26 protein-coding genes are annotated in these 22,143 nt (G+C 73.8%); 14 read left to right on the top strand and 12 right to left on the bottom strand.

The annotated features are described in order from the left end of the window. Both IMZ35_RS20095 and IMZ35_RS20090 read right to left on the bottom strand, forming a co-directional pair. Complete coding sequence (locus IMZ35_RS20095) at positions 1-879, bottom strand: DUF6492 family protein (protein ID WP_199442684.1); 879 nt, start codon at positions 877-879, stop codon at positions 1-3. Further along, positions 872-1,852, bottom strand: coding sequence for a glycosyltransferase family 2 protein (locus tag IMZ35_RS20090; protein ID WP_199442683.1), 981 nt, complete (start codon positions 1,850-1,852; stop codon positions 872-874). The genes IMZ35_RS20095 and IMZ35_RS20090 overlap by 8 nt, the downstream gene beginning before the upstream one ends. A 205-nt stretch (positions 1,853-2,057) precedes the next feature. Between IMZ35_RS20090 and IMZ35_RS20085 the strand changes: the two genes are divergently transcribed. Next, positions 2,058-3,041, top strand: a complete 984-nt coding sequence (locus IMZ35_RS20085; RefSeq protein ID WP_199442682.1) for a TolB family protein — start codon at positions 2,058-2,060, stop codon at positions 3,039-3,041. A 204-nt stretch (positions 3,042-3,245) separates the two neighbouring features. On the opposite strand, the gene IMZ35_RS20080 is transcribed toward IMZ35_RS20085, so the two are convergent. Continuing rightward, positions 3,246-4,466: an MFS transporter gene (locus tag IMZ35_RS20080; protein ID WP_199442681.1), complete on the bottom strand. Its 1,221-nt coding sequence runs from the start codon at positions 4,464-4,466 to the stop codon at positions 3,246-3,248. 177 nt (positions 4,467-4,643) lie between these two features. Here IMZ35_RS20080 and IMZ35_RS20075 point away from each other — a divergent pair, with 177 nt between their 5' ends. Then, a complete protein-coding gene (locus IMZ35_RS20075; RefSeq protein ID WP_199442680.1) occupies positions 4,644-5,495 on the top strand; it encodes a WecB/TagA/CpsF family glycosyltransferase in 852 nt (283 codons plus the stop codon). Between the two features lie 7 nt (positions 5,496-5,502). Beyond that, the gene (locus tag IMZ35_RS20070) at positions 5,503-7,584 is read left to right on the top strand and encodes a glycosyltransferase (RefSeq protein ID WP_199442679.1); all 2,082 of its coding nucleotides are present in this window, start codon (positions 5,503-5,505) and stop codon (positions 7,582-7,584) included. A 6-nt stretch (positions 7,585-7,590) separates the two neighbouring features. Here IMZ35_RS20070 and IMZ35_RS20065 read toward each other — a convergent pair whose 3' ends face one another. After that, positions 7,591-8,364: an enoyl-CoA hydratase/isomerase family protein gene (locus IMZ35_RS20065; RefSeq protein ID WP_229372823.1), complete on the bottom strand. Its 774-nt coding sequence runs from the start codon at positions 8,362-8,364 to the stop codon at positions 7,591-7,593. A 163-nt stretch (positions 8,365-8,527) separates the two neighbouring features. Here IMZ35_RS20065 and IMZ35_RS20060 point away from each other — a divergent pair, with 163 nt between their 5' ends. The 4 genes from IMZ35_RS20060 to IMZ35_RS20045 all read left to right on the top strand — a co-directional run bounded on the left by IMZ35_RS20060 (position 8,528) and on the right by IMZ35_RS20045 (position 12,245). Next, a complete protein-coding gene (locus tag IMZ35_RS20060) occupies positions 8,528-9,109 on the top strand; it encodes a pyridoxamine 5'-phosphate oxidase family protein (protein WP_199442677.1) in 582 nt (193 codons plus the stop codon). Between the two features lie 88 nt (positions 9,110-9,197). After that, entirely contained in the window at positions 9,198-10,646 is a 1,449-nt protein-coding gene (locus IMZ35_RS20055; RefSeq protein WP_199442676.1) for a serine/threonine-protein kinase, read from the top strand. A 286-nt stretch (positions 10,647-10,932) separates the two neighbouring features. Next, positions 10,933-11,481, top strand: a complete 549-nt coding sequence (locus IMZ35_RS20050) for a TetR/AcrR family transcriptional regulator (RefSeq protein WP_199442675.1) — start codon at positions 10,933-10,935, stop codon at positions 11,479-11,481. A gap of 290 nt (positions 11,482-11,771) precedes the next feature. Beyond that, positions 11,772-12,245 carry a GNAT family N-acetyltransferase gene (locus tag IMZ35_RS20045; RefSeq protein ID WP_199442674.1) on the top strand — a complete coding sequence of 158 codons (474 nt, stop codon included), beginning with the start codon at positions 11,772-11,774 and terminating at the stop codon, positions 12,243-12,245. Positions 12,246-12,282: 37 nt separating this feature from the next. Here IMZ35_RS20045 and IMZ35_RS20040 read toward each other — a convergent pair whose 3' ends face one another. Genes IMZ35_RS20040 through IMZ35_RS20025 form a run of 4 tightly spaced genes read right to left on the bottom strand, consistent with a single transcriptional unit; the run spans position 12,283 to position 15,606 of the window. Beyond that, a complete protein-coding gene (locus tag IMZ35_RS20040; protein WP_199442673.1) occupies positions 12,283-12,801 on the bottom strand; it encodes a VOC family protein in 519 nt (172 codons plus the stop codon). A gap of 54 nt (positions 12,802-12,855) precedes the next feature. Beyond that, complete coding sequence (locus IMZ35_RS20035; protein WP_199442672.1) at positions 12,856-13,482, bottom strand: LutC/YkgG family protein; 627 nt, start codon at positions 13,480-13,482, stop codon at positions 12,856-12,858. Continuing rightward, positions 13,475-14,908, bottom strand: a complete 1,434-nt coding sequence (locus IMZ35_RS20030) for a lactate utilization protein B (protein WP_199442671.1) — start codon at positions 14,906-14,908, stop codon at positions 13,475-13,477. Before IMZ35_RS20030 ends, IMZ35_RS20035 begins: the two co-directional genes overlap by 8 nt. Beyond that, a complete protein-coding gene (locus IMZ35_RS20025) occupies positions 14,887-15,606 on the bottom strand; it encodes a (Fe-S)-binding protein (RefSeq protein ID WP_199442670.1) in 720 nt (239 codons plus the stop codon). The genes IMZ35_RS20030 and IMZ35_RS20025 overlap by 22 nt, the downstream gene beginning before the upstream one ends. Before the next feature lie 256 nt (positions 15,607-15,862). Between IMZ35_RS20025 and IMZ35_RS20020 the strand changes: the two genes are divergently transcribed. From IMZ35_RS20020 to IMZ35_RS19995, 6 genes are all read left to right on the top strand, one after another. Continuing rightward, positions 15,863-16,918: a LacI family DNA-binding transcriptional regulator gene (locus tag IMZ35_RS20020; protein WP_199442669.1), complete on the top strand. Its 1,056-nt coding sequence runs from the start codon at positions 15,863-15,865 to the stop codon at positions 16,916-16,918. A 205-nt stretch (positions 16,919-17,123) separates the two neighbouring features. Next, a complete protein-coding gene (locus IMZ35_RS20015; protein ID WP_199442668.1) occupies positions 17,124-17,864 on the top strand; it encodes a hypothetical protein in 741 nt (246 codons plus the stop codon). After that, the gene (locus IMZ35_RS20010; protein ID WP_199442667.1) at positions 17,851-18,261 is read left to right on the top strand and encodes a phage holin family protein; all 411 of its coding nucleotides are present in this window, start codon (positions 17,851-17,853) and stop codon (positions 18,259-18,261) included. Before IMZ35_RS20015 ends, IMZ35_RS20010 begins: the two co-directional genes overlap by 14 nt. Further along, entirely contained in the window at positions 18,237-18,911 is a 675-nt protein-coding gene (locus tag IMZ35_RS20005) for a DUF3618 domain-containing protein (protein ID WP_199442666.1), read from the top strand. Before IMZ35_RS20010 ends, IMZ35_RS20005 begins: the two co-directional genes overlap by 25 nt. Positions 18,912-19,036: 125 nt before the next feature. Further along, positions 19,037-19,201: a hypothetical protein gene (locus tag IMZ35_RS20000; protein ID WP_199442665.1), complete on the top strand. Its 165-nt coding sequence runs from the start codon at positions 19,037-19,039 to the stop codon at positions 19,199-19,201. 5 nt (positions 19,202-19,206) lie between these two features. Continuing rightward, complete coding sequence (locus tag IMZ35_RS19995; protein ID WP_229372782.1) at positions 19,207-19,485, top strand: hypothetical protein; 279 nt, start codon at positions 19,207-19,209, stop codon at positions 19,483-19,485. A gap of 59 nt (positions 19,486-19,544) precedes the next feature. On the opposite strand, the gene IMZ35_RS19990 is transcribed toward IMZ35_RS19995, so the two are convergent. Genes IMZ35_RS19990 through IMZ35_RS19980 form a run of 3 tightly spaced genes read right to left on the bottom strand, consistent with a single transcriptional unit; the run spans position 19,545 to position 20,559 of the window. Next, the gene (locus tag IMZ35_RS19990) at positions 19,545-19,826 is read right to left on the bottom strand and encodes a DUF4235 domain-containing protein (RefSeq protein WP_199442664.1); all 282 of its coding nucleotides are present in this window, start codon (positions 19,824-19,826) and stop codon (positions 19,545-19,547) included. After that, positions 19,823-20,158: a DUF3618 domain-containing protein gene (locus tag IMZ35_RS19985; protein ID WP_199442663.1), complete on the bottom strand. Its 336-nt coding sequence runs from the start codon at positions 20,156-20,158 to the stop codon at positions 19,823-19,825. Before IMZ35_RS19985 ends, IMZ35_RS19990 begins: the two co-directional genes overlap by 4 nt. Next, positions 20,155-20,559, bottom strand: coding sequence for a phage holin family protein (locus IMZ35_RS19980; RefSeq protein WP_199442662.1), 405 nt, complete (start codon positions 20,557-20,559; stop codon positions 20,155-20,157). Before IMZ35_RS19980 ends, IMZ35_RS19985 begins: the two co-directional genes overlap by 4 nt. 130 nt (positions 20,560-20,689) lie before the next feature. Here IMZ35_RS19980 and IMZ35_RS19975 point away from each other — a divergent pair, with 130 nt between their 5' ends. Further along, entirely contained in the window at positions 20,690-21,667 is a 978-nt protein-coding gene (locus IMZ35_RS19975; protein WP_199442661.1) for a YihY/virulence factor BrkB family protein, read from the top strand. A 74-nt stretch (positions 21,668-21,741) separates the two neighbouring features. Here the strand turns inward: IMZ35_RS19975 and trxA are convergent, their stop codons facing one another. Continuing rightward, positions 21,742-22,137 (bottom strand): thioredoxin, encoded by a 396-nt coding sequence (gene trxA, locus IMZ35_RS19970; RefSeq protein WP_199442660.1) that lies wholly within the window; start codon positions 22,135-22,137, stop codon positions 21,742-21,744. Between the last annotated feature and the right edge of the window lie 6 nt (positions 22,138-22,143).

Raw genomic sequence — 22,143 nt, 5'->3', positions numbered from 1 at the left:
TCATTCTCCCCCTCGTGAGCCCGCGCGGGCCGCGGCGCTGCGCCGGACCCCGGTCGGTGTCCCGGACTTCGCGGAGATCATCACGGCCAGCGCGTCCGGTGCGACGGCTCCCGCGAACTCCACCGCGGTGTCGTGGTCGAGCGGCGTGGTGTCCCAGTAGGTGTGGCAGAACATGGTGTCCGACGGACAGTGCCGCGCCGGCCCGCCGAGCACCTCGTCGACGAAGACGCCGTAGAGGACGAACTCCGAGACGTGGAGCCGGGAGCAGAACACGTCCAGCCAGTCCCGGCCGGTCACCTGCTCGACGCGGCGACGCAGCGCGCGCACGACCTCGGGCTCCCACACGTTGAAGGGGCTCACGTAGTCGTGCAGCGGTGGCCGCGCCTCGCCGGGCACGCCCAGCAGCTTCCTGGCGACGGCGTGCCAGCGCACGTGCCTCGGCATCCCGGCGTGCACCGCGCCGTCGGCCCGGAACAGCCCGAGCCGTCCTGCGGAGGTGAAGCTGTCCGCCGTGGTGGGACGCACCAGCACGACGTCGGAGTCGGCGAGCAGCACGGCGCGCGCGTCGAACCGCTCCGCCGCGGCGATCTTCACCGCCTGCTGGAGCACCCAGCCGCGCACCGGCGGCCAGGGGCGCCCGGCGTTGACCCACACGCCCGCGCGCGGCACGCCGAGGAAGCGGCGCGGGAGCAGCTCGGGGTACGTCCACACGCGACAGCGCTCGCCCTCGTGGGCCGCGAACAGCGCGCGGTCCGCCGGCGGGACGACGACGTGGTGCACGACGTCGTCCGCCGTGTTGGCCAGCACCGAGCGGTGCAGGTCGCCGAACAGCTCCGCGTCCGGGGCGTAGCTGGGCGTCAGCACGACCAGGTCATCCACGTGCGTCCTCCTCGGTCGTGCTGCGGTGCGTGCCGGGGAGCGCGCGCCTGGCCGAACGGCTCAGCAGGGCGCGCAGCGCGGCGCGGTGGCCCGCGTCGCGGCAGCGCAGCGCCTCGTGCAGCACGACCGCGCACCAGTGGGCCGCCGCGGCGACCCCGCCGCGGTGCTTCCTGGCGTAGCGCACGCGGTTCACCGCCATCAGGGCGACGAGCGCCGGAGACGAGCCCGATCCGCCGCCGGCGTGGGTCACCACCGCGCGCGGTTCGTACGCGACGCGCAGGCCCGATTCGCGCACCCCGCGGAAGAAGTCGGTCTCCTCGGAGTAGAGGAAGAAGCGCCCGGCGTCCCACGGACCCACGCGGCGCAGGCACTCCTGCGTGATCATCAGCGCGGCGCCGCACGCCCAGTCCGGCGTGCCGGGTGACCGGTAGGCGGCCTCGTGCCACACCGTCTCGCTCAGCGCGCCGGGCAGTCCGCGCGCGTGCCGCCCCAGCAGGGCGTCGACCAGCGCGCGGGGGACCGACGGCTCGCGGCGCAGCGACCGGGTCGTGGTGCCGTCCTCGTCGCGCAGCATCGGCACGGCGACGCCGACCCCCGGTCGCGCCGCGGCGGTCAGCAGGTGCTCGACGGCGTCGGGCGTCAGCGTCACGTCGGGGTTGAGCACGAGCACGGGAGCGCCGGGGGCGACGTGCGGCCACGCGAGGTTCAGCCCTCCGGCGTAACCCAGGTTGTCCTCCGAGAGCAGCGTGATCGCGCCGGACGCCGCGGCGGCGCGTGCCGTGCCGTCGGTGGAGGCGTTGTCCACCAGCACGATCCGCAGCCGCAGCCGTGCCGACGCGGCACGCAGGTCGGCCAGCAGCCGGGGCAGGTGGCGTTCGCTCTGATGGGTGACGATCACGACGGTGCAGTCCGTCGTGCCGTCCTCGCACGTCGACGCCGCGAGCGCTCCAGCACCGCGCGATCCAGTGGTCACCGGGGGTCCACCTCCTCGACGTGCGGTGCGGGTCGACGTGCGGTGCGGGACGGTGTTCACGAGGGACATCGCAGCAGCGCAGAACCCGTTACAGCGCGTGTCGGACGTGGGGGAACTGTCCGCTGCGGCGCGCTCTGCACCGATAACGACGACGTCGCTGGTCACGATGAGTCAGGTGTCGTGGTCGGAGGGAGGGAGGGATCGGGTGAGGGCCTGGTTGCTGGCGCACCGGACGGTGGTGGGCGTCGTGGTGATCGCGCTGGTCGTGCTGGCGGGTGGCGGCTACGTCGCGTCGGTGGCCGTCTCGGCCCGCTCGGCCGCCGCGCCGGTGACCGCGGCGGTCACCGGCGACCTCCTGTTCGTCGAGCAGGACGACGGCCGGTCCAGGGTGGAGAAGGCCGCGCTGGCCGACCCCGGCGGACCGCGCGGCGGCACCCCGTGGCGCTGCCAGCGGGTCTACGCCGCCGGTGGCACCACCGCGTGCCTGCGCCTGGCCGGACCCGGTCCGAGCTACGAGGCGGCGATCGTCGACGACGGCGGCCGGGAGGTGCGGACCGTGCCGCTGCCCGGCACGCCCAGCCGCGCCAGGGTGTCGGCCTCCGGGAACGTCGTGTCGTGGACGACGTTCGTCTCCGGCGACTCCTACCTGGTGGCGGGCGGGTTCTCCACCCGCACCGGCGTGCTGGACCTGCGCAGCGGCGAGCTGGTGGAGTCCCTGGAGGGCTTCACGTCCACTGTGGACGGCGTGGCGCGCAGCGCGGAGGACCGCAACTTCTGGGGCGTCACCGTGGCGGCGGACGACCGCACGTTCTACGCCACCATGTCCTCCGGCGGGCGCACCTGGCTGGTCGAGGGCGACCTCGCGGCCAGGACGACGCGCACCGTGCGGCCGGGCGCCGAGTGCCCGTCGCTGTCGCCGGACGGCACGAGGGTCGCCTACAAGAAGCGCACCGACGGCAGGCTCGGCCCGTGGGAGCTGGTCGTCCTCGACCTCACCACCGACCGGGAGCACTCTCTGCCGGGCACCGGTGGTGTCGACGACCAGGCCGTCTGGCTCGACGACGCCACGCTCGCCTACGGCAAGGCCGCGGCGGGGCAGAAGCCGTCGATCTACCGCGTCCCGGCCGACGGATCGGCCGGTCCCGAACTCCTCGTCCCCCACGCCTCGTCACCGGTTCCGGTCAGATGACCCGGTGACCCCGCGCTCCGCGGAGGGACTCCGGCGGTGCGACGCCTCGGTGCCGCTGCTGGTGGGCGTCGCACCCTGCTCCAGGGCTTCACCGCGGGCGTGGACGGCACCCCGGCGCACCGCACCGCCGCCGCCCGCGGCGGCGTCGGGCTCCTCCGAGAGCTCTCGCGAGCGGTCGTGGCCACCCCCAGCGGCCACGACCGCTCACGAGGTGGACCGGGTGAGGAACCGGGCCACGACGAGCGCCGCGACGAGCGAGCCGGCGGCGAGCAGCACCGCGGAGCCGAAGTCGGCGAACTGGAGCAGGAGGCCGAACACGACCGACGACACCAGCCGGCCCAGCGCCTGACCGGTCTGCACGACCGACAGCGCCGAACCGCGCAGCGACTCCGGGGCCAGCGTGCTGACCCGCGCCGAGAGCACGCCGTCCGTGGCCGCGTAGAACAGGCCGTGCAGCAGCAGGACCGCCACGACGACGGGCGTCCCGCCGACCGGGCCCAGCAGGAGCGCGTAGACGCCGAGCAGCAGCACGTGTCCCGCGAGGAACGTCCGCCACCGGCCGCACCGGTCGGCCAGCCGGCCCACCGGGGCCGCCGCCGCCAGGAACACCAGCGCCGTGCCGAGCGGCAGCAGCGGCAGCAGGCCGGGGGACACGCCGGTCGAGCGCTGCACCAGGACGTGGACGAAGGCGTCGGACAGGGTGGCCAGGCCGAGCACCGCCGTGGCGACGGTGGTGCGGCGGAACCGCGGGTCGCGCAGCAGCGCGAGCCCGGCCCCGACCGACGGCGTCGGCCCCGCGTGCCGTCGCGGCGCGGCCGGTTCGCGCACGAACGCCGCGAGCACGACGAGCCCGGCGACGGCGAAGCACGAGCTCACCACGAAGACCGGTCCGGGCACCGTCCCGATCTGCGCCAGGAGCGCGAACGTCACCAGCGGACCGAGCAGCGCGCCCGCGGTGTCCATGCCGCGGTGCACGCCGAACGCCGCGCCCAGCCGGTCGGCCGGGGTGGCCAGGGCGATCATCGCGTCGCGCGGCGCCGTGCGCAGGCCCTTGCCCGCGCGGTCCACCGCGAGCAGCGCGCCGATCCCGAACGCCGACGTGCCCACCGCGGGGAACAGCAGCTTCGTCGCCGCGGACAGGCCGTAGCCGACGCCCGCGACGGCCTTGGGGCGGCCCAGCCGGTCGGAGAGGTGCCCGCCGACGAGCCGCAGGACGGCCGTCGCGCCGGTGTGGAGGCCGTCGAGCACCCCGAACCGGGCGTAGCCGAGCTGGAGCGTGAACAGCAGGTACACGGGCATGAACGCCGTGATCATCTCCGAGGAGACGTCGGTGAGCAGGCTGACCGTCCCCAGGGCGATCACCGTGCCGGGGACCCGACCCCGTCCCCGCTCCGGTGTGCCGGTCCTGACCGACGCCACGTACATGAGCACCGCCTCGTCCGTCGGTGCGTCGTGCTGAGACGCCCCCCTCACAACGGATATCGGTCCGTTCGGCCGCTCGTTACGGCCCGTGAACGGCTGTGCGCGAACTTCCGTAACGAGGTCCGGTGACCGCTCGATGTGCGCAGTAGTCACCCGCGACGATCGAGTGGAGAAACGCAGATGGCGCAAGGATCTCGCTCGCGGGGGACAGGTGGTGCGCTGCCGCGACGCGTCCCGGTCGGAGCGGTCGAGGTGATGGCGCTGAGCGAGAGCGCCGTCGCCGACCACGTGTGCCGACGGTGGGCGCGCGGCGAGGGCGGCTCGATCGTCACCGCCAACGTCGACATCGTGCGAGCCGCCACCGGGAACCCCGGACTCGCGGCGCTGGTGCGCCGCGCGGAGGTCGTCGTCGCGGACGGGATGCCCGTCGTGTGGGCCACCCGTCTCGCCGGTGAGCCGGTCCCCGAGCGCGTCACGGGCGCGTCGCTGGTGTTCACCCTCGCCGGGGCCGCCGCGCGGGAGGGCCGCTCGGTCTACCTGCTCGGCGGTGAGCCCGGCGTCCCGGACCGGGCGGGCCGGGTGCTCGCGGAGCGGTTCCCCGGACTGCGGGTCGCCGGGGCCGACTCGCCGCCGTTCGGCTTCGACGCCACCGAGGACGGCGTGCGCGCGGTCGTCGGGCGCGTCGCCGCCGCCCGGCCCGACCTGGTGCTCGTCGGACTGGGTTTTCCCCGGCAGGAGAGGCTGATCGAGCGGCTGCGCCGCGAGGTGCCGCTGGCGTGGTACCTGGGCTGCGGCGCGGGAATCCCGATGGCCGCCGGCGACTTCCAGCGCGCGTCGGCCGCGGTGCAGCGCGCGGGAGCCGAGTGGCTGCACCGGTTGCTGCTCGAACCGCGCCGGCTGGCCCGCCGCTACCTGCTGCACGACGTGCCGTTCGCGCTGCGCCTGCTCGCCGGCGCGCTGCGCCGCAGACTCACCGGCGCCCTGCGCCGCAGACCCGCCACCGCGCGCTTCACCGGATTCCGGGAGTCGTGACACCCGCATGACCACCAGTGCCCGCCCGCTCGCGATCGTGATCATCACCTACAACAGCGCGGACGTCGTCGTGGGATGCCTGCGCTCGGCGGCCGCCGCTCTGGACCCGGTGCCGGACTCGCGGATCGTGGTGGTGGACAACGCCTCCTCCGACGACACCCTCGCCGTCGTCGCTCGCGTCGCCCCCGGTGCGACGGTGATCGCCCGCGCGAGCAACGACGGCTTCGCCGCTGGCGTCAACGCGGGTCTGGCCGCGGCGCGCGGCAGCGACGTGCTCGTGCTCAACCCCGACGTCCGGCTCGACGTGCTCGCCGTCCGCAAGCTCCGGGAGCGGCTCGCCGTTCCCGGCACGGGCATCGCCGTGCCGCACGTGGTCGACGCCGACGGCACACCGGCGCCGTCGCTGCGCCGCGAGCCCACCGCGCTGCGCGCCCTCGGCGAGGCGCTGCTCGGCGGCACCCGCGCCGGCGCGTTCCCCGCGCTGGGCGAGGTGGTGACGGACCAGCGCGTCTACTCCGCGCGCACCGACGCGGACTGGGCGACCGGCGCGGCCTGGCTGGTCTCGCGGGAGTGCGTCGAGGCCACCGGGGAGCTGGAGGAGCGGTACTTCCTGTACTCCGAGGAGACCGAGTACATGCTGCGCGCGGGCGACCGCGGGTTCGCGGTGCGCTACGAGCCGGAGGCGGTCGTCGTGCACCTCGGCGGCGAGCAGGGCACGTCACCGGTCCTGTGGTCGATGTCGGCCACGAACCGGGTGCGGCTGCGCCGCGAGCGCGCCGGGCGGGCCGCCGCCGTCGCCATGTGGTGCGCCGTCGTGCTGAACGAGCTGATCCGCGCCGTCGCGCGCGGCCGGGTCCGGGGAGCCAAGCACCGCCGCGCGCTGCGCGACCTGGTCCTGATGAGACGGTGGCCGTCGCGGCCGAGCGCGCCGGTGGGGGGTCCCGGCTGGGTCTGCTTCTCGGCGCAGGACTGGTGGTACCACAACAGGGCTCACTCGGACTTCCAGCTCATGCGCTCGGTCGCCGAGCACCGCAGGGTGCTGGTGGTCAACAGCATCGGGATGCGGATGCCGTCGCCGGGCCGCAGCACGCACGTCCTGCGCCGCGTCACGCGCAAGCTGCGCAGCGTCGCGAAGCTCGTGCGCCGCCCCCTGCCGGAGCTGCCGAACTTCCACGTGATGTCACCGCTCCCGCTGCCGTTCTACGGCTCACCGCTGATGCGGCGGATCAACGCGGTCCTGGTGCGGGCGCAGGTCCGCGCCGTGTGCGCGGTGCTGCGGCTGCGGGTGCCGGTCGTCGTCGTGACGATCCCGACCGCGTGGGACGTGGTGCGCCCCCTGCGCCGGCACTCCCTGGTGTTCAACCGCTCCGACCGGCACTCCGACTTCCCCGAGTCCGACCGCGCCACGATCGAGGCGATGGAGCACGAGCTGCTCGCCCGCGCCGACCGCGTCGTCTACGTCAGCCAGGCACTCCTGGAGGAGGAGCGGCCGCGCACCGGCGACCGCGCGCACTTCCTGGACCACGGTGTCGACGTGGAGCACTTCACCCGGCGCGCGGAGCTGCCCGCCGACCTCGCCGCGGTGCCCGGTCCGCGCATCGGGTTCTTCGGCGCGCTGGACGACTTCGTCGTGGACTTCGACCTGCTGGAGCGGATCGCCGTCGACCTGCCGGGGGCCTCGCTCGTGCTCGTCGGGGACGCGGGCAGTCCGATGGACCGGTTCGCCGGGCACGCGAACGTGCACTGGCTCGGGTTCCGGCCGTACGAGACGATCCCCGCCTACGGCTCCGGGTTCGACGTCGCGATCATGCCGTGGCAGAACAACTCCTGGATACGGCACTCCAACCCGATCAAGCTCAAGGAGTACCTGGCGCTGGGGCTGCCCGTGGTCAGCACGGACTTCGCCGAACTGGACAAGTACGCCGACCGGGTGCGCCGCGCGTCCGGCCACGAGGAGTTCATCGCCGCGCTGCGCACCACGCTGGAGCGGGGCGCGCCGCGGCCAGCGGACGAGCTGCGCCGATCGGTGCTGCCGTTCTCCTGGCGGTCCAGGGCCGCCGAGCTGGTGGCGCAGGCCGAGCGGTCCTGATCGGGGTCAGCGGCCGGTGAACGTCGCCCTGCCCGGTCCGTCGGTCAGGAACGAGGTCACCGCGTCGCGCAGGTCCCGCGTGCCGAACAGCTCGGCGGCGATCGTGGTGACGTGCGCGTCGGCCTCGGCCACACCGCCGTGCTCGACGTGCGCCACGACCCGCTTCGTCGCGGCGTGCGCCCTCGTCGGGCCGATCGCCAGAGCGGTCGCGAACTCCCGCGCCGCCGCGTCGAAGTCCTCGGCGGGCAGCACCCGGTTGACGACGTTCCAGCGCTCCAGGGTGGCCGCGTCGTACCGGTCGCCGGTCATCACCAGCTCCTTCGCCCGGCCGGACCCGGCCCGCGCGGCCAGCCGCTGCGTGCCGCCCATCGTCGGCGTGAGCCCGACGACCTTCTCCACCAGGCCGAAGGACGCCCGCTCCGACGCGACGAGCAGGTCGCACGCGAGCGCGACCTCGAACGCCCACGTCAGGCACAGGCCGTGCGCGGCGAACACCGTCGGGAACGGCAGCTCCGCGATCCGCAGCGGAACCGCGAGCATCTGGTCGAGCAGCTCCTTCGCCGCCGCCGGACCGGACCGCGCCGCGAACAGCGACACGTCGACCCCGCCGCTGACGACCCGGCCCTCCGCGCGCAGCAGCGCGGCCCGCGGCCGGTCGGCCTCCAGCTCGCCGATCGCCGCGTCCAGGGCGTCCTGCAACTCGGCGGTGTAGAGGTTCAGCGGGGGAGCGTCGACCGTCAGCACGGCCAGCCCGGACCCGTCCCGCTCCACCCGGACCAGCTTCTCCACGGTGCGCCTCCCGAAGACGTCGGCCTCGACCGCCACAGCCAACCACGCCGCTCGGACAGCGGGTGCGGGGCCCCGGAGGGTGATCGCGCCGGTCGCGGCGGCAGGGCCGGTGGTCTGCGCGCACCGGTGGTGCGGCGTCGGGCAGTATGGGGAGATGGGCAGGGTTCACGAGCGGATCGACGACCGGCTGCGGTCGTTCATCGACGCGCAGCACGTCTTCTTCGTCGCGACCGCGCCGCTGGCCGGCGACGGCCACGTCAACGTCTCCCCCAAGGGACGGGCCGGCTCGCTGGCGGTGCTCGACGACCGCACCGTGGCCTACCTGGACTTCGGCGGCAGCGGCGCGGAGACCGTCGCCCACCTGCGGGAGAACGGCCGGATCACGCTCATGTGGTGCGCCTTCGAGGGGCCGCCGAACATCGTGCGGGTGCACGGCCGGGGTGAGCCGGTGTTCCGCGACGACCCGCGCTGGGCCGGTCTCGTCGGGCACTTCGCCGCCGCGGACGAACCCGCCGTGCGGGCGATCGTGGTCGTCACCGCCGAGCGGGTCAGCGACTCCTGCGGGTTCGCGGTGCCGCTGATGGAGCACCGCGAGGACCGCTCGCTGCACGCGGACTTCTTCGGCCGCAAGACCGACGAGCAGTTCGCCGAGTACTGCGCGGCGAAGGAGCGCGTCGGCGTGAGCCTCGACGGGCTCCCCGCGCTGCCGCTCCCGCTGCCGCCGCGCACCGCCTGACACACCTCCTGACCGGAACGTCACCGCGCCGAGACCGTCGCACCTCTACTCTCGACGGAAGACATCGGTGATCGAGGGAGAGGACGAGGTGCAGCCACTGCAGGTCGACAACCCGAAGCAGGTCGGCGAGTACGTTCTGGCGGGTCGTCTCGGGTCGGGCGCGATGGGGGCGGTGTACCTCGGCTGGTCCCGCGGTGGCCGGCCGGTCGCCGTGAAGGTCGCGAAGTCCGAGCTGGCCGACGACGCGGGGTTCCGGGAGAGGTTCCGCCGCGAGGTCGAGATGGCGCGGTCCGTCGGCGGGTTCTGGACCGCCGCCGTCATCGACGCCGACCCCGACGCCCCCCGCCCCTGGATGGCCACGGAGTACGTGCCGGGCCCCACGCTGCACCAGGCCGTGCAGACCAGCGGCCCCCTGCCCGAGGAGGCCGTGCGCAAGCTCGCGGCCGGACTCGCGGAGGCGCTGTGCGCCATCCACGGAGCCGGACTCGTGCACCGCGACCTCAAACCGTCCAACGTGCTGCTCGGCGCGGACGGGCCCCGTGTGATCGACTTCGGCATCGCCCGCGCGCTGGAGCACACCGGGCTGACCGAGACCGGCGCGTTCTTCGGCACGCCCGGATTCCTCTCGCCGGAGCAGATCGTCGGTTCCGAGGTCGGTCCGCGCAGCGACGTGTTCGCCCTCGGCGCGATCATCGTGTTCGCCGCGTCCGCGCGCGGGCCGTGGGGCGACGGCAACACCAACGCCCTGCTGTACCGGGCGGTGCACGCCGAGCCGGAGCTGGGGGACCTGCCGCCGGGTCTGCGGGCCGTGGCGGCGGCGTGCCTGGAGCGCGACCCGGCCCGCAGGCCGGACCCGGCGCAGGTGCTGCGGCTGCTGGGCTCGCCGGGCGGCACCGCGCAGCAGGACTGGCTGCCGGCGCCGGTGAAGACGCTGGTGGAGCAGCGGCACACCGAGCTGAAGGCGTCGGTGCCCAAGCCGGGCACGCTGCGCGTTCCCACCGGTCCCGAGCGCACCCCGCTCCAGGTCGGCAACGGTGTGCGGTTCCGGACCTCGCGCGCGGCGCAGCTGCGGTGGGGCTCGGTGTGCCTCGCGGTGGCGGCGCTCGCGGTGGGAGCCGTCGCCGAGCAGGGGCCGCTGCGGCTCTACGAGCAGGCGGTGTTCCTCGGCGTGCTGCTGGCGCTGGTGGGCGGGGCGGCGAGGTTCCTCGTGCCCGCGCTGCGCCCGCGCCGGACGCTGGCCGTCAGCCGCGAGGGTCTCGTGGTGTCCGAGGGCGGCCAGCGCTCGCAGCTGTGGTGGTACAGCATCGCGCGGGTGCGGGTCGTGCCGCACCAGACGCGGCCGTGGCTGGTGGTCTGGCTGGCCGAGGGCGCCGCGCCCCCGGCGCAGCTCGGCGACCGCCCGTTCGGCAGGCACCACGGCGGCCTGCGGCTGTTCCCGATCGCGCACGACGAGCACCCGTCCCTGCGCGACCGGCACGTGGAGGAGCTGCGGGCGGCCCTGTCCTGGAACCTGCCGCACTCCTACGACCCCTCGTAGCACGTCACCGGGAGCCACCGCTGATCGCCGGCCGATCAGCGGTGGCTCCCGTCCTTCTCGACCGGGGCGCGAACGGCCGACCACGCTAGTGATTGGTCAATCACTAGCGTAGGAGCGCACACGAGCACCACCTCGGCCGTCGCACGCCGGACGCCCGCTCAGCGCGCCCTCGCCGAGCACCTGCGCCTGATCTCCTCCGGCCGGATCACCCGCTACGTCGACTGCTGGAACCCCCTCGTCGCCGTCGAGGCGCTCGACCCGAGTCCCTCGTGATCGACTACCGCTCATGCCTGCGCGCGGCACGAGCACCAAGAGCGACCAGCGGCGTCGGGTCGTCCTGGAGGCCGCGGTCGCCTGCTTCGCCCGCAAGGGCTTCTACGGGACGACCACCCAGGAGATCGCCGAGCGGGCCGGCATCTCGCAGCCCTACGTCTACCGCCTCTTCGCGAACAAGCAGGCGCTCTTCGCCAGCGTGGTCGACCACGTCTCGGAGCTGATGGCGAGCACCCTGACGCGGGTCGCCGGGGAGGCGCCGCCGCCGCGGTCCTCGGCGCAGGCCCTGCGCGTGGCGCGGACGGCCTACGCCGTGCTGATCGAGGACCGGGACGTCCTGATGTTCCTGATGCAGGCCAACTGCGCCGCCGTCGAGCCGCTCGTCGGCGACGCCGTGCGCTCGTGCTACGCGAAGCAGGTCGAACTCGTCCGCGGCCTCCTCGGCGGCGACGGGGAGGCCGTCCGGCAGTGGTTCGGCGCCGGGATGCTGGACAACGTCGTCACCACCCTCGGCCTCGCCGACCTCGACGAACCCTGGGCCCGCGTCCTCAGCGGCCGCTGATCCCGCCGGCACGGCCTTCCGGTGGACGATCCCACCGGAAGGCCGTTCTCGTGCGGGCGAACGGAGGATCGACCGTCGCGCGACGACGGACGAGACCGCGGACCGACGCCGCGGTCGGCGCGGGCTCCCTCAGCGGCCTCGTCGCCGGAGCCGAGGCGCCGTCGCTCTGCTGGCGGGCACGGCCGTCCCGGCCGTCGCGGTGGTCCTGCTCGCGCGGTTCGCGGTCCGCTCCACCACCCCGATCCGGTCCGATCGGGAATTCGGCCGGCTCCCGTCGGCAGAATGGGAGCGTGAACGCGCGGTGGACGGTGTCGGCGACACCGCAGGACGACCCGGAGGCCGTGGCGCTGGTGCGCCGCTACCTCGCCGAGGTCATCGGACGCTTCTACCAGCGTCCCGCGACGGAGGAGGAGATCGACCGGGAACTCGTCGACGACCCGGCCGACGACGCGGCGGTGTTCCTGGTGGCCCGGCACGACGGCGTGCCGGCGGGGTGCGCCGCCGTGCGGCTGCTGGGGCGGGCGACCGCCGAGCTCAAGCGCGTGTACGTCGCGGCGGAGCACCGGCGGACCGGTGGCGCCGCGCTGCTGCTGGCCGAGGCCGAGCGCGCGGCGGCCGGACTGGGCGCGACCGCGCTGCGGCTGGACACCCGCCGCGACCTGGTCGAGGCGCGCGCCCTCTACGCCCGGCACGGCTACGCGGAGATCGAGCGGTACCACGACGGCCCGTACGCCGACCACTTCTACGAGAAGGCCCTGCGGTGACGCGAGCGGCCGGGGAGCGGGCCGCTCGCGCGCCGCGTCAGCGGACGAGCGTCTCGCCCTCGAACACGCCCAGCTCCTCGCGGTAGAACTCCAGGCCCACGCCGTTCGGGTCGCGGACGTACAGGCTGTCCTCGACGCCGCGGTCCGGGCCCAGGTACTCGACGCCCTCGGCGTCCAGCTTCGCCCTGATCGAGTCGTAGTGCTCGGCCGACACCGACAGCGCCAGGTGCTGCACGCCGCCGATCGTCTCGGTGAAGTCGGGGTGGTCGTGGCCGGGGAAGTCGAAGAAGCCCAGCATGTTGCGGTTGCCGATGTCGAAGAAGAAGTGGCTCGACCCGGCGTAGTCGCGGTTCTCCACCAGCTCCACCAGCGGGAAGCCCAGGAACTCCTGGTAGAAGCGGATCGTCTTCTCCACGTCCCGCGCGATCAGCGCGAGGTGGTGCACGCCGCGCACGGGGGTGGCGGGCCGCTCACCCGCCGGGTGCAGGTACTTCTGCTTGAGGTCCTCGCGCCTGGCTCGCACTGCTTCGAGGTCGGCGCCCTGCGGCTGCGGCATCGTGCTGCCCTCCGTCGTCCGGGTCCACTGGCCGGTCCAACGTTAGTTGACACGTCAATGTTCTGCTGGGCGGGACTCCACCAGCAGCACCTCCAGCGTGCGCGGCCCGTGCACGCCCTCCACCCGGTCCAGCTCGATGTCGCTCGTCGCCGACGGCCCGCTGACGAACGTCAGCGGCCGGGTCGGCTCCAGCCGGGCCAGCGCCTCGGGCACCGTGCCCGCGATCTGCTCCGCGCGGACGACGCACAGGTGGTAGTCGGGCAGCAGGGTCAGCACGCGCCGTCCCTGAGCGGGACCCGCGTCCAGCACGAGGGTCCCGGTCTCCGCGACGGCCACGGCGCACCCGGTGACCACGCCGTCGCAGCCGTCGAGCTGCTCGGTGCTCAGCGGGGGCGAGTCCGGCATCCACCGCACGCCGCTGACCAGCCACTCCGGCGGCAGGTCGGCCGGCGCGGCCACGCTGACGGCCCCCCGCCGCCGCAGCGCGGCGCCGATCGCCACCGGCAGTCCCGCCGCGTCCACCCGGTGCACGGTGGCCCGGTAGTGCGCGATCCGCTCGGCCAGCAGGTCCGCCGCGCGCGGCAGCGCGCGCAGGTAGTCGCGGGGCACCTCCGGCGTCTCCGGCCGGTCGGCCAGGGCGCCGCGGATGCGCGCCAGGATCTCGCCGCGGGCGTCAGCCACGGTTGTTCCTCCACCACGTGCGGAACGACTCCGGCGCGGGCACCGGCGCGTCGCGGGCGTCCGTCCACCGCGAAGCGGGCCAGGGCAGGTGGCTGATCGTGCCGCCGCGCGCGACGAACCGGGCGAGCGAGCCCAGCCGCTGCGCCCGCTCGTAGCGCCGCGGCGAGCCGAACACCCACGCCGCCGCGGCCATCGCGACCGCCTCGGGAGACCGCCTGCCCCTCGCCCGCACCGACCGCTCCCGCAGGTGCACCAGCACCTCGGGGATGTCGATCCGCACCGGGCACACCTCGAAGCACGCCCCGCACAGCGAGGACGCGAAGGGCAGCGACGCCGCCTGCGCGTCGTGCGGATCGTCCACGAGCTGCGGGGTGAGGATCGCCCCGATCGGGCCGGGGTAGACCGAGCCGTAGGACTTCCCGCCGGTCCGCTCGTAGACCGGGCACACGTTCAGGCAGGCCGAGCAGCGGATGCAGCGCAGCGCCTGGCGGCCCACGGGGTCGGCGAGCGTCGCCGTGCGGCCGTTGTCCAGCAGCACCAGGTGGAACTCCCGCGGCCCGTCGCCGGGGTGCACGCCCGTCCACACCGAGGTGTAGGGGTTCATCCGCTCCGCCGTGGACGAGCGCGGCAGGAGCTGGAGGAACACCTCCAGGTCGCGCCACGTCGGCACCAGCTTCTCGATGCCCATCACGGTGATCAGGGTCTCCGGGAGCGTGAGGCACATCCGCCCGTTGCCCTCGGACTCCAGCACCACCACCGACCCCGTGTCGGCGACGGCGAAGTTCGCCCCGGAGATCGCCACCCGCGCCGAGAGGAACTTGCGCCGCAGGTGCTCGCGCGCGGCCTCCGCCAGGTCGGCCGGTTCGTCGGTCAGCCCCTCGGGCGCGTCGGGCATCTCGCGGGCGAAGATCTCCCGGATCTCCGAGCGGTTGCGGTGGATCGCCGGGACCAGGACGTGCGACGGCCGGTCGTCGCCGAGCTGCACGATCAGCTCCGCCAGGTCCGTCTCGACCGCCGTGACCCCGCCCTCGGCCAGGGCCTCGTTGAGGCCGATCTCGGCGGTCGCCATCGACTTGACCTTGACCACCTCGTCGGCGCCGGTCGCGCGCACCAGGTCCAGCACGATCGCGTTCGCCTCGGCGGCGTCGCGCGCCCAGTGCACGACCCCGCCGCGCGCCGTCACGGCCTCCTCCAGCCGCACCAGGTAGGTGTCGAGGTTCGCCAGCACGTCGTCCTTGATCGCCGCGCCGGCGCGGCGCAGCACCTCCCACTGCTCGACCTCGCCCACGGCCTCGGCCCGCCGGCCGCGGATCGTGCCGGTCGCGCGCCGCAGGTTCGCCCGCAGCTGCGTGTCGGCCAGCGCCTCGCGAGCCGCCTTCGGGAAGGCGGGTGCGCCGAGCCACGTCACCGGGTTGCGGGTCGCCACGGGTCCTCCTCGGTGCTCGCCAGGATCTCCGCCAGGTGCACCGGCCGCACTCCCGCGCGCAGCCGGGACAGCCCGCCGCCGACGTGCATCAGGCACGAGTGGTCCGACGCGCACAGCACCTCGGCGCGGGTGTCCAGCACGGCGCGCATCTTGTCGCCCAGCATCGCCGTGGACGTCTCGGCGTTCTTCAGCGCGAACGTGCCGCCGAACCCGCAGCACGACTCCGCCTCGGGCAGCGCCACCAGGTCCAGGCCGGACACCGCGCGCAGCAGCGCCAGCGGCTTGTCGCCGACGCCGAGCGTCCGCAGCGAGTGGCAGGTCGGGTGGTAGGTCACCCGGTGGGGGAACCACGCGCCCACGTCGGTCACCCCGAGCACGTCGACGAGGAACTCCGACAGCTCGAACGTCCTGGTCCGCGTGCCGGGCACCAGCTTCGGGTGGTTGTCCCTGACCATCCCGGCGCACGACCCGGACGGCGTCACGACGACGTCGTGCTCCGCGAACGCGGCGGTGTGCGACCGGGCCAGCGCGGCCGCGTGGTCGCGGTAGCCGGTGTTCAGGTGCATCTGCCCGCAGCAGGTCTGCGCGAGGGGGTAGTCGACCGTGCAGCCGAGCCGCTCCAGCAACCGCACGACGGCGTGCAGCGTCGCGGGGTGGAGGGTGTCGGCGAGGCAGGTGCCGAACAGCGCGACCCTCACGGCTGCGTCTCGTCGGGGCGGGACGGCGACATCGGCGTTGGCCTCCGTGCGGCTGGTGTGTCTGTCCGGAGCGTCTCACAGTGAAGCGATTCAAGTGACAAGGCGAGAACACGGCGTGTCGTCGCCACTGGTCTCGTCGCCACTGGTCGAGGAACCCGGTTCGTCCTGGCGCGGCTCAGGTGCGGGCCGTCTCAGCACGCTCGATACACTCCGCTTTGACACGTTTCAGCAGTTGCGGCTCCCACCAGGAGGAACGGTGAAGCCACCGGCCAGCATCCGCGACGTGGCGACGCGCGCGAGGGTCTCGGTGGGCACCGTCTCCAACGTGCTCAACCGGCCGGAGGTCGTCGCACCCGCCACCAGGGAGCGCGTGCTGAGCGCGATCGGCGAGCTGGGCTTCGTGCGCAACGAGTCCGCCCGCCAGCTCCGCTCCGGGACGCCCCGCGCGATCGGCCTCGTCGTGCTCGACGTGGGCAACCCGTTCTTCACCGACGTGGCGCGCGGTGTCGAGGACGCGGCCAGCGACGCGGGCCACGCCGTGATCCTGTGCAACAGCGACGAGTCGCCGCAGCGCGAGGCGCGGCACGTGGAGCTGCTGGCCGAGCAGCGCGTGCACGGCGTGCTCATCACGCCCGTGACGACGGACCTCACCGCAGTGCACCGCCTGCGCGAGCGCGGCGTCTCCGTGGTGCTGCTGGACCACCCGGCGCAGGAGCCGGACCTGTGCTCCGTCGCGCTGGACGACCGCACCGGCGGTGAACTGGCCGTCACGCACCTGCTCGCCGAGGAGTACGAGCGGATCGTGGTGGTCAACGGCCCGTCGCGGCTGCACCAGGCGCGCGAGCGGTACCGCGGCGCGCGCGACGCGCTGGAGAGGGCGGGGCGCGACGAGTCGGTGCTGGAGGAGCTGGTGGTGCCCGCGCTCAACGTCGCCTCCGGACAGCGCGCCGGTGAGCAGCTCCTCGCCCGCTCCACGCGGCCCGACGCGATCTTCTGCGCCAACGACCTGCTGGCGCTCGGCGTCCTGCAGGTGATGGTGCGGGCCGGCGTGCGCGTGCCGGAGGAGGTCGCGATCGTCGGCTACGACGACATCGACTTCGCCGCCGCCGCGGCCGTGCCGCTGACGTCGGTCCGCCAGCCGCGCCAGCTCATCGGGCGGACCGCGGCCGAGCTGGTGATCGCGGAGACGCTCGCTCCCGACGACCACGAGCACGAGCACGTCCTCTTCGCGCCCGAGCTGGTGGTGCGCGAGTCGAGCCGGCGGGTGCGCCGATCGCGCCGCGCCCCGTCGCGCCGGGCCGCCACGGCCTGATCTTCTCGAACCCTCAGCCCCGATCGGACTACCCCCGATCGGGGCATCGTCGCGTCGGCACACGGGTGCGCGCGAGTACCCGCCCAGGTCGGGTCAAAACCCGTGGTACCGGGTGAAAAACACCTGGTCGGGACGTGATTACTTCGTGCCCAGCGGGGTAGTTGGTGGAGCGAGCAAGTGGCGAACACTGACGAGGAGTCAACCGGTGACGGACATCGACAGCCGGTCCACCGGACCGGAGAGCAAGGCGAGCGCCACGGCGCAGACCGCCCAGCACGAGGCCACCGCTGTCGCGCACGACGCGAAGCACGCCGCGACGGAGGTGGCGTCCACCGCGCAGGAGCAGGTGGGCCACGTCGCCCACGAGGCGAGCCGACAGGTCAAGAACGTCGTGAGCGACGCGACGAGCCGACTCGCCGAAGAGGCGGAGGAGCAGGCCAAGAGGGTCGCGAGAGGACTGCGCGGCCTGGCCGACGAGCTCTCCTCCATGGCGGACAACGGATCGCCGGACTCCCCGGCCACCGGCGCGCTGCGCCAGGTGGCCGACTCGGGTCGCCAGGCGGCCGGTTTCCTGGACGAGCGCGGTGTGCGCGGAGCGGTCGACTCCGCCACGGACTTCGCGCGGCGCAAGCCGGGAGCGTTCCTCCTCGGCGCGGCCGTCGCGGGGTTCCTGGCGGGCCGGGTCGTGAAGAGCGCGTCCGGCGGCGGTGGTGGGACGAGCGCACCGCGCCCGCCGGCCCCGCTGCCGACGAACCCCGCGTCCATGCACGGCACGGTGACGCCCCCGACGACGGCCGGCACCCTTCCGCCGCCGGCCGTCCCGGTGACCGCGCCGCCCGTCGTCGCGGGCCCGCCGTCCGACCCGCTGGCACCGCCCGCTCCCGAGACCACGCCGTTCCGACGGCCCGAGATGCCCGGTGGAGGTGTGCCGCATGTCCAGCCCTGAAACCGGTCTGCCGCGCCAGGACGACCAGTCGCTGGGACAGATCGTCGGTGAGCTGACGTCCGACCTGTCGCGGTTGATGCGCCAGGAGCTGGAACTGGCCAAGGTGGAGCTCCGCGAGGAGGCCGTCAAGGCGGGCAAGGCCGCCGGGATGCTCGGCGGGGCGGGGTTCGCGGGCTACATGACCGCGCTGCTGCTGAGCTTCGCGCTGGCCTACGGGCTGGCGAACGTGATGGACCTCGGCTGGGCCACGCTGATCGTGGCCGTGCTGTGGGGCATCGCGGGGGCCGTGCTGTTCACGGCGGGCCGCGCCCGGATGAAGCAGGTCTCGCCCAAGCCGGAGCAGACCGTCGAGAGCCTGAAGGAGGACGCGGAATGGGCACGTCACCCGACGAGCTGAGGAACGAGATCGACCGGACCCGCGCGGAACTCGTCGCGGACACCAACCGGTTGGTCGAGCACACGAGTCCGAAGCGCATCGCCGAACGCAAGACCAGAGCTGTGCGCAACCGGTTCACCACCATGCGGGAGCGGGTCATGGGTACTGCCACCGACACGACGTACCAGGCGAGCACCGCCGTGCAGGACCGGGCGCACGGCGCGGCCGACGCGGTCACGTCCACGGCGCACCAGGCGGCGGACGCCGTGACGTCGACCGCGCAGCAGGCGGCGGGCGCGGTGCAGGCCGCGCCGCAGCTGGCGCGCGAGCAGGCGCAGGGCAACCCCCTGGCGGCCGGGCTCATCGCCTTCGGTGCCGGTCTTCTCGCGGCCTCGTTGCTGCCGAAGACGCGGGCCGAGCAGCAGGCGGTGCAGCAGGTCGCCGAGCGGGCCAGCGGGTTCGTGGAGCCGGTCAAGGAGGCCGCCGGCGAGGCGGTCGACCGGCTGAAGGAGGACGTGGGCGGCCAGCTCCAGCAGGCCGTCGAGGAGGTCAAGCAGACCGCCACCGACGCGGTCGGCACGACCCAGCAGCACGCGAGGGAAGCGGCCGGCCAGGTGACGGACAGCGCGAAGGACTCCGCGCAGAACGTCCAGCACCAGGCGCGCTCCTGACGCACGACACCACGCGGACGACCCGGCCCACGCGGGCCGGGTCGTCCGCGCGCGTGCGGGGTGCGGATCGCGCACGAGTGGCTCTTTCGCCGTGCCGACGCCCCGGAAACGGGTACTCCCGCGTCATGAGCGCACACGAGGACGAACCACTGACCCGCGACGCCCCGCAGCCACCCGGCACGCCGGAGCCGCCGGACCTGGACGTCGACGCCGAGCAGTTCCTCGACGACGACGAGCGCCGGGCGCGGCGCGAGGCGGGCGAGGACGCCGAGACCGAGCAACCGGAGTAGCGGACGTGGACTCGGTGGCGGCGTCCAGCACGTGGACCGACGCAGACGGCGTCCGGCAGCCGACCGGCGACGTCCACGCGTGGCGTCCGGGGACGAACCAGACGGTGTGCGGGGTGCAGCTGAGCCGGGCGCACCTGCTGCGCTTCCCGCACGTGCCGTGGGCCGACGCGGAGTGGGCGGCCGCCACCGGTCAGCCGCAGGAGCGCCCGCCGCACCTGTGCCGCAGGTGCCGGGCGGCGGAGCAGCCCCGCCGCGAGCGCGACCGGAGCTTCCGCAGACCGTGAAGGCCGGTGACGCTCGCGAGAGCGTCACCGGCCTTCACGGCGGGTCGGGGGAGCGGGCGTCAGCCGTCGACGTCCTGCGTGTCGCCGGGCCACTCGCCCGTGAGCTTGTCGAAGCCGGTCGCGCCACCGCGGTCGATGGCCGCCTTCACCAGCCCGAAGATCGCGCCCTGCACGGCCGCCGCGAGGAGGACCTCGCCCCACGAGCGGTCGCGCTGGGTGGCCGTCGGGGCGACCTTGTCGCCGCTGATCAGCTTCCACACCTGCCCGAACACGGCGCTGGCCGCGATGCCGCCGAGGACGCCGAACACCATCCCGAGCGGCCGGTAGAGGAACTTCGTCACCGGTTCCTCCCGATCATCCAGGCGACCAGCGCGGCGAGCAGCACGCCGACCCCGATCAGAACGGGACGCGGACCGCCGGGAGCCCGGTTCAGGACCTCCTCGGTCCGCGCCCTGGCCTCACCGGTCTTCTCCTTGAGCAGGCCCACCGTCTCGTGCGTCTGCCCCTTGAGCTGCTCGACCTTCTCGTACGCCTGCTCCTTGACGCGCGCCGGCACGTCGAGCCGGTGCACGAGCTCCTCGACGGTCTGCCCCAGCTCCTCGCGCGTCAGCTCGATGTCGAGTCGCAGCGTCTCCGGGTCGTCGGGAATCGGATCGGTCTTCTTCTCGCTCATCGGTGCGCGCCCTCCTTGACGGTCGCGATGTCGCGCTTGACGCCGTCGATGGCCTGCTCGGGCACCGGAGGTGAGCCCTTCTGGACCTGCTTCTTGCCGAGCAGCGCGAGGATTCCGGCGAGCACGAAGATCACGGCGGCCACGACGAACGCGGCGGCCCACGGCTCCAGCACGGTGGCGAGCAGCAGCACGATCCCGGCGACCAGCGACATGCCGCCGAACCAGGCCAGCACACCGGCGCCGCCGAACAGGCCGGCTCCCACGCCGACCCGCTTCCCCTTGGTCTGCACCTCGGACACGGCGAGCTTGATCTCCTCGCGCGCCAGTCTGCTGACCTGCTCGGTGAGCTGACTCACCAGTTGGCCCGTGGACACGTCCCGATCGGTGGTGACGTGACTCATCACCGTCTCCTCTCTCGCTCCCCTGCCCGGTGACTACCCGCGACCAGGCACCGGCAACCACCGCGCCTGCGCGCTTGCCGCCAGCAGAAACGGGTAACCGGGACCATCCCCACCGCGAGAGGACGTGACGATGCCCGCGCACGCACACCGGGACGAGACGAGAGCGGACGACGAGCCGTCGTCGCCGACGGCCCTGTCCAAGCGATCGTGGTGGGCCGTGCTCAAGCGCACGGTCAAGGAGTTCTCCGACGACAACCTCACCGACTGGGCCGCCGCGCTGACCTACTACGCGGTGCTGTCGCTGTTCCCCGCGATCCTGGTGCTCACCACCCTGGTCGGCCTGATGGGGCAGTCGACCACCCAGGCCCTGGTGGACCAGATCACCGCCGTCGTGCCCGGTGACGCGCGCAACCTGATCGTCAACGCGATCACCGAGCTCCAGAAGAGCTCGTCGATCGCCGGACCGCTGGCCGTCATCGGTCTGCTGGCGGCCCTGTGGTCCGCCTCCGGGTACGTCGGCGCGTTCATGCGGGCCGCGAACTCCGTCTACGACGTCGAGGAGGGACGCCCGTTCTGGAAGGTGATCCCGCTGCGCATCGGGCTGACCCTGGCGGTCGTGGTCATGCTCGCGCTCGGCGCGGTCGGCGTCGTCCTCAGCGGTGGCGTGGCCGATCAGGTCGGGGAGTGGCTGGGCCTGGGGCAGACCGTGGTGACCGTGTGGGACATCGCCAAGTGGCCCGTCGTGCTGCTGCTGGTGAGCGGGGCGATCGGCCTGCTGTACTGGGCCTCGCCGAACGTGCGGCAGCCGAGCTTCCTGTGGGTCACGCCGGGCGGGTTCCTCGCCGTGCTGCTCTGGATCCTCGCGTCGGCCGGGTTCGCGTTCTACGTCGCGAACTTCGGCTCCTACAACAAGACCTACGGCTCCCTGGCCGGCATCATCGTGTTCCTGGTGTGGTTGTGGATCTCGAACATCGTGATCCTGCTGGGCGCGGAGTTCGACGCCGAGCTGGAACGCGGCCGTCGCATCGAGCAGGGCCAGTCACCCGACCACGACCCGGTCGCGCCGCCGCGCGACACCAGGGCCATGGACGACGAGGGCCGGGCCTGACCCCGGTCCACCACGCGCGACGGGGCCCGCCGGAGATCGTCTCCGGCGGGCCCCGTCGCGTCGGGCGGTCCTGGCTACTGGGCGGTCTTCGCCTGGTTCTCGGCCTCCTCGGCCTGCGCCTCGGCGATCTTCGCGTGCACCTCGTCCATGTCGACCTCGCGCGCCTTCTGGATCAGCTCCTCCAGCGCGGGCTGGGGCAGCGCGCCGGGCTCGGAGTAGAGCACCACGCCGTCGCGGACGATCATCAGCGTGGGGATCGACCGGATGCCGAAGGCACCGGCGAGCTGCTGCTGGTCCTCCGTGTCGACCTTGCCGAACACGACGTCGCCGTGCTCCTCCGACGACTTCTCGAAGACCGGGGCGAACTGCTTGCACGGACCGCACCAGTCGGCCCAGAAGTCGACGAGGACCATGGTGGAGCCGCCGACCACCTCGTCGAAGTTCTCCGTGGTCAGCTCAACGGTGGCCATGTGTCC

It is taken from the genome of Umezawaea beigongshangensis, from assembly GCF_016464305.1.
GTDB lineage: Bacteria > Actinomycetota > Actinomycetes > Mycobacteriales > Pseudonocardiaceae > Umezawaea_A > Umezawaea_A beigongshangensis.
This window is presented reverse-complemented; position numbering and strand designations above follow the sequence as displayed.

Excerpts from the sequence above, each read along its gene's own strand:
- IMZ35_RS20080 (WP_199442681.1), bottom strand. The coding sequence starts at position 4,466 with ATGTACGTGGCGTCGGTCAGGACCGGCACACCGGAGCGGGGACGGGGT.
- IMZ35_RS20075 (WP_199442680.1), top strand. The coding sequence starts at position 4,644 with ATGGCGCAAGGATCTCGCTCGCGGGGGACAGGTGGTGCGCTGCCGCGA.
- IMZ35_RS20070 (WP_199442679.1), top strand. The coding sequence starts at position 5,503 with ATGACCACCAGTGCCCGCCCGCTCGCGATCGTGATCATCACCTACAAC.
- IMZ35_RS20060 (WP_199442677.1), top strand. The coding sequence starts at position 8,528 with ATGGGCAGGGTTCACGAGCGGATCGACGACCGGCTGCGGTCGTTCATC.
- IMZ35_RS20050 (WP_199442675.1), top strand. The coding sequence starts at position 10,933 with ATGCCTGCGCGCGGCACGAGCACCAAGAGCGACCAGCGGCGTCGGGTC.
- IMZ35_RS20040 (WP_199442673.1), bottom strand. The coding sequence starts at position 12,801 with ATGCCGCAGCCGCAGGGCGCCGACCTCGAAGCAGTGCGAGCCAGGCGC.
- IMZ35_RS20010 (WP_199442667.1), top strand. The coding sequence starts at position 17,851 with ATGTCCAGCCCTGAAACCGGTCTGCCGCGCCAGGACGACCAGTCGCTG.
- IMZ35_RS20005 (WP_199442666.1), top strand. The coding sequence starts at position 18,237 with ATGGGCACGTCACCCGACGAGCTGAGGAACGAGATCGACCGGACCCGC.
- IMZ35_RS20000 (WP_199442665.1), top strand. The coding sequence starts at position 19,037 with ATGAGCGCACACGAGGACGAACCACTGACCCGCGACGCCCCGCAGCCA.
- IMZ35_RS19985 (WP_199442663.1), bottom strand. The coding sequence starts at position 20,158 with ATGAGCGAGAAGAAGACCGATCCGATTCCCGACGACCCGGAGACGCTG.
- IMZ35_RS19980 (WP_199442662.1), bottom strand. The coding sequence starts at position 20,559 with ATGAGTCACGTCACCACCGATCGGGACGTGTCCACGGGCCAACTGGTG.
- IMZ35_RS19975 (WP_199442661.1), top strand. The coding sequence starts at position 20,690 with ATGCCCGCGCACGCACACCGGGACGAGACGAGAGCGGACGACGAGCCG.
- trxA (WP_199442660.1), bottom strand. The coding sequence starts at position 22,137 with ATGGCCACCGTTGAGCTGACCACGGAGAACTTCGACGAGGTGGTCGGC.